Below are 4,358 nucleotides of genomic sequence, written 5' to 3'. Positions count from 1 at the left end.
CCTCCTTCAGTTGATACATTGATCATACTAAGAGGGGCTGCATAAAAATATGCGTTGTTTGATTGGGGGCTTACGATTTAGCTGGTGTGGATGCCTTAAATAACACATTTACAGTGAATCACTATTCCTCTGAGGATCCTGATGGAAAAATTCAAGACTTTAAAGAAAAGTTCAAAGCGAAATATAATCAGTCACCTAATGCATTCAATGCGTTAGGATACGATACCGTTTATTTATTAAAAGATGCTATTGAACGTGCTGGAGAAGTAGATTCGAAAAAAATTAAAGAGGAACTGGAAAAAACAGATGGACTTGAGCTTATAACTGGCCTTTATTCAGTTGATGAGAATCACCATCCTATTAAATCTGCAACCATTTTAGAATTTCAAGATGGAGAGCAAGTCTTTAAAACAAAAGTGGATCCTTAATTCAACAAAAGGGATGGGGGAAGGGGTTCCTCCATTCCTTTTTAATGCTTAAAACATAGGGGAGAAGGGGTGAATAGAATGGAATGGTTACAACAATTGATTAACGGTATTTCACTCGGCAGTATTTATGCACTAATTGCATTAGGATATACGATGGTTTACGGAATTATTAAACTAATTAACTTTGCCCATGGTGAAGTTTTTATGATTGGAGCTTTTATCGGATTTTATGCAATTGCTGGTTGGGGGCTCAGCTTTTTCCCAGCCTTGCTTTTATCAATGGCAGTATGTGCAGTTATCGGGGTCGTTATTGAGCGAATTGCCTACAAGCGTTTAAGAAACGCTACGAGAATTGCTGCATTAATCACTGCAATAGGTGTTTCATTACTTATTCAAAATGGTGTCATTTATTTCCGTGGTGCCCAACCGGAGGTTTACCCTTCTGTATTGCAGAATAAGTCTTTTAATTTTTTAGGAGCTCAAGTAAGCAGCCAATCGATTTTAATTTTATTAGTTGCAATTGTATTGATGATCATTCTTCAATTTATTGTTCACAAAACAAAAATTGGAAAAGCAATGCGTGCAGTTTCATATGATAGCGATGCAGCTCGTCTTATGGGCATTAATGTGGATAATACAATTTCCGCTACATTCGCAATCGGATCTTCCTTAGCTGGAGCTGCAGGTGTTGTTTTTGGAATTTACTATACAAAAATTGATCCATTAATGGGGGTTATTCCGGGATTAAAGGCGTTTGTTGCTGCGGTACTTGGTGGAATTGGTATAATTCCAGGAGCGATGGTTGGCGGTTTATTTCTTGGAGTAGTTGAAGCGATTGTAAGTGCGCTTGGACTTTCATTATGGAGAGATGCAGTTGCATTCGTTATTTTAATTTTAATATTAATATTTAAACCATCGGGTATATTTGGAAAAAACTCGAGAGAGAAAGTGTAGGTGAGACAGCAAGATGAAAAATTCTAAAAAGTTTTGGGCATTTGTTGGATTGGCAGTTGCTATATATGCGGGTGTTCAGCTTCTAATTGTGACAGATATCATGAATGCTTATTATTTAAATACGCTGATATTTATTTCGATTAATATCATACTTGCTGTAAGTCTGCATTTAGTAATAGGAATTACAGGTCAATTCTCTCTTGGTCATGCAGGCTTTTTAGCAGTTGGCGCTTATATTTCTGCAATTGCTACAATGAGGCTAGGCCTTCCATTTCCAGTTGCCATTGTTCTGGCTGGGGTGATTGCCACTTTTGCGGGTTTAATTGTCGGTATACCGAGCCTTCGACTTCGAGGCGATTATTTAGCAATTGCTACACTTGGTTTTGCGGAAATCATTAGAATTGTGTTTCTTAATATTGATTATGTCGGTGGCGCAGCAGGGATACAAGTTTCTCATTTTACTACATGGACGTACGCTTTTATTTGTTTGTTTGTTACGATCGTTGTCATTATAAACTTTACAAATTCACGACACGGAAGAGCATGTATTTCTATACGGGAAAATGAGATTGCATCAGATGCAATGGGGATTAATACTACGTATTATAAGGTGCTTGCCTTTGCAATCGGTTCATTTTTTGCTGGGGTTGCGGGAGCGTTGTTTGCTCATAACTTCTATATTATTCAACCAGTAAACTTCGGATTTATGAAATCTATTGAAATTTTAATTTTTGTTGTACTTGGTGGTCTAGGAAGTTTATCAGGTGCAATTATTGCAACCATTTTACTTACGGTTGTTTCAACTTTTCTCCAAAGTTACTCTGAAATGAGAATGATTTTATATAGCATCATTCTGATTCTTGTCATGCTGTATCGCCCGAAAGGATTAATGGGGACAATGGAAATTACAGATTACTTCAAAATGTGGGGAAAATCGAAGGGAGGCGATCGTAATGAGTAAACAGCCTTTACTTCAAGTAAAAAATTTAGGAATAAAATTCGGTGGCCTAAAAGCAGTTTCAAATGTAACGATGGAAATTAATAGAGGAGAACTTGTTGGGCTAATCGGACCGAACGGAGCGGGAAAAACGACAGCTTTTAATATGTTTACAGGTGTCTATGTACCAACAGAAGGCGATATTATATTTAATCATAAACGTATTAACGGTCTAGCTCCCTATAAAGTAACGCGCAGCGGGATTAGCCGTACCTTTCAAAACATTAGGCTATTCAATGAGCTGTCTGTTTTAGATAATGTTAAGGTTGCCTACCATTCCATTGTTAATCATTCCGTAGTGAGTTCCATTTTACGTTTGCCAGCTCATTTTAGAGGAGAACGGGAGATGGAAAAAAAGGCAATGCTTTTTTTAGAAATTTTCGGACTTGATAAGTATAAAGATGAAGAAGCTCGAAATTTACCTTATGGAAAACAACGTCGATTAGAAATTGCCCGTGCGCTTGCTGCACAGCCAGAATTATTATTATTAGACGAGCCTGCCGCCGGGATGAACCCGCAAGAAACAATAGAATTAATGGATTTGATTACATTCGTGCGTGAAAAGTTCAATTTAACCATTTTACTCATTGAACATGATATGAATTTAGTCATGGGAATTTGTGAAAGAATCTATGTTTTGGATCATGGTGTCCTGATTGCAGAAGGACTTCCCGAAGAAATCCGAAATAATCCGAAAGTAATTGAGGCTTATTTAGGGGAGGAAGTTCAAAAATGACGATGCTAAAAATTAACAATTTAAATGTTTATTACGGACGAATTCACGCTTTAAAAGGCATTTCACTGGAGGTTGAAAAAGGTGAGATTGTCTCGCTTATTGGTGCAAACGGTGCAGGGAAAAGTACGTTGCTAAAAACTTTGTCAGGTTTAATCCGACCAAAAGAAGGAGAAATTATTTATTTAGATGAATCCATTGCTGGAAAACCAGCCCAAAGTATCGTTAAGGCAGGTATTTCTCAAGTGCCTGAAGGTCGACGAGTATTTGCAGAAATGAGCGTGGAGGAAAATATTGAACTAGGAGCATTTTTACGTAGAGATAAGGCGGGAATACAACAAAGCTTTCAAAAAGTTTATGAAGTTTTTCCTCGTCTGTATGAGCGCCGTAAACAAATGGCTGGAACACTTTCGGGTGGTGAGCAGCAAATGCTAGCAATGGGGCGTGCCATAATGGCTAGGCCTAAATTATTACTATTAGATGAGCCATCCATGGGGTTAGCTCCTTTAATGGTCCAAACCATTTTTGATATTATTAAAGATATTAATGATGAAGGAACGACAATTCTTCTCGTTGAGCAAAATGCTCATATGGCACTATCGATTGCCAGTCGAGGATATGTAATTGAAACAGGAAAAATGATTTTATCTGGAAGTGCTAAGGAGCTTCAAGAAAGTGAAGAAGTAAAAAAAGCCTATCTTGGTGGGTAGGGGTTAGTAGATACAGAAATTAGCAGCTATAAAGACCTAATGACTCCTGAATTTAAAAATTCAGGAGTCGCCTTAGACGATCAAAGGGCTCTCTTAGGTATTACCAACGTTCCACAAGGAAAATCTATAAATGCTACTGACACTAAAGTACTTAAAAAGTCGCAAGAAAACTTAATTGACCTGTTGCCGAACATTAAGGCATTTGACAGCGACAGCCCTACTATAAAAACAGCTTTACCCGAAAGGGGTTTATTTTTTATATTGATAATTTCACTATTCCTAAAGGTGCGCCCAATAAAAATTCGGCCAAAATGATCATTAATTTTATTCAGGAGCCTGAAATAAGTGCCGCAATTAGCAAAGGTTTTCCATACTCTGCCCGAATGCAGTGGCTTAAAAGTTAATAGATGAAGATGTACTACAAGACCCTGCTGTTTAACCCCTTCTGAAGAATTAGAAAAAGGAGCATTCCTGTTAGAAGGATTTTCGGGGACTTGAACAGAAAAAGCCCTCTTGGTATGATGCGGGGTGTCAAA

The 4,358-nt window shown here is 37.7% G+C and carries 5 protein-coding genes and 1 pseudogene; 5 read left to right on the top strand and 1 reads right to left on the bottom strand.

Annotated features, from left to right (window positions below; all coding sequences use genetic code 11):
• Window positions 1–74: 74 nt before the first annotated feature.
• The 5 genes and pseudogenes from H9631_RS21945 to H9631_RS21925 form a co-directional block, all read left to right on the top strand.
• A pseudogene (locus H9631_RS21945) lies at window positions 75–428 on the top strand (ABC transporter substrate-binding protein); the annotation flags it as partial.
• 78 nt (window positions 429–506) lie between these two features.
• Window positions 507–1,382 carry a branched-chain amino acid ABC transporter permease gene (locus tag H9631_RS21940; RefSeq protein WP_191816561.1) on the top strand — a complete coding sequence of 292 codons (876 nt, stop codon included), beginning with the start codon at window positions 507–509 and terminating at the stop codon, window positions 1,380–1,382.
• Window positions 1,383–1,395: 13 nt separating this feature from the next.
• Window positions 1,396–2,343 carry a branched-chain amino acid ABC transporter permease gene (locus H9631_RS21935; RefSeq protein WP_191816555.1) on the top strand — a complete coding sequence of 316 codons (948 nt, stop codon included), beginning with the start codon at window positions 1,396–1,398 and terminating at the stop codon, window positions 2,341–2,343.
• Window positions 2,336–3,115: an ABC transporter ATP-binding protein gene (locus H9631_RS21930; RefSeq protein WP_191816553.1), complete on the top strand. Its 780-nt coding sequence runs from the start codon at window positions 2,336–2,338 to the stop codon at window positions 3,113–3,115. Before H9631_RS21935 ends, H9631_RS21930 begins: the two co-directional genes overlap by 8 nt.
• Before the next feature lie 2 nt (window positions 3,116–3,117).
• Window positions 3,118–3,822, top strand: coding sequence for an ABC transporter ATP-binding protein (locus tag H9631_RS21925; RefSeq protein ID WP_191816559.1), 705 nt, complete (start codon window positions 3,118–3,120; stop codon window positions 3,820–3,822).
• 80 nt (window positions 3,823–3,902) lie between these two features.
• Here the strand turns inward: H9631_RS21925 and H9631_RS21920 are convergent.
• Window positions 3,903–4,358, bottom strand: a 456-nt coding sequence (locus H9631_RS21920; RefSeq protein WP_191816551.1) for a hypothetical protein, incomplete at its 5' end; no start/stop codon positions are given.

The sequence above is a fragment of the Bacillus norwichensis genome, assembly GCF_014836955.1.
Classification (GTDB): domain Bacteria; phylum Bacillota; class Bacilli; order Bacillales; family Bacillaceae_C; genus Siminovitchia; species Siminovitchia norwichensis.
The sequence above is the reverse complement of the archived record's forward strand: the minus strand, read 5'-3'. Positions and strand labels throughout refer to the sequence as shown.

Coding starts and splice junctions, on each gene's coding strand:
- H9631_RS21940 (WP_191816561.1), top strand. CDS start 507: ATGGAATGGTTACAACAATTGATTAACGGTATTTCACTCGGCAGTATT.
- H9631_RS21935 (WP_191816555.1), top strand. CDS start 1,396: ATGAAAAATTCTAAAAAGTTTTGGGCATTTGTTGGATTGGCAGTTGCT.
- H9631_RS21925 (WP_191816559.1), top strand. CDS start 3,118: ATGCTAAAAATTAACAATTTAAATGTTTATTACGGACGAATTCACGCT.
- H9631_RS21930 (WP_191816553.1), top strand. CDS start 2,336: ATGAGTAAACAGCCTTTACTTCAAGTAAAAAATTTAGGAATAAAATTC.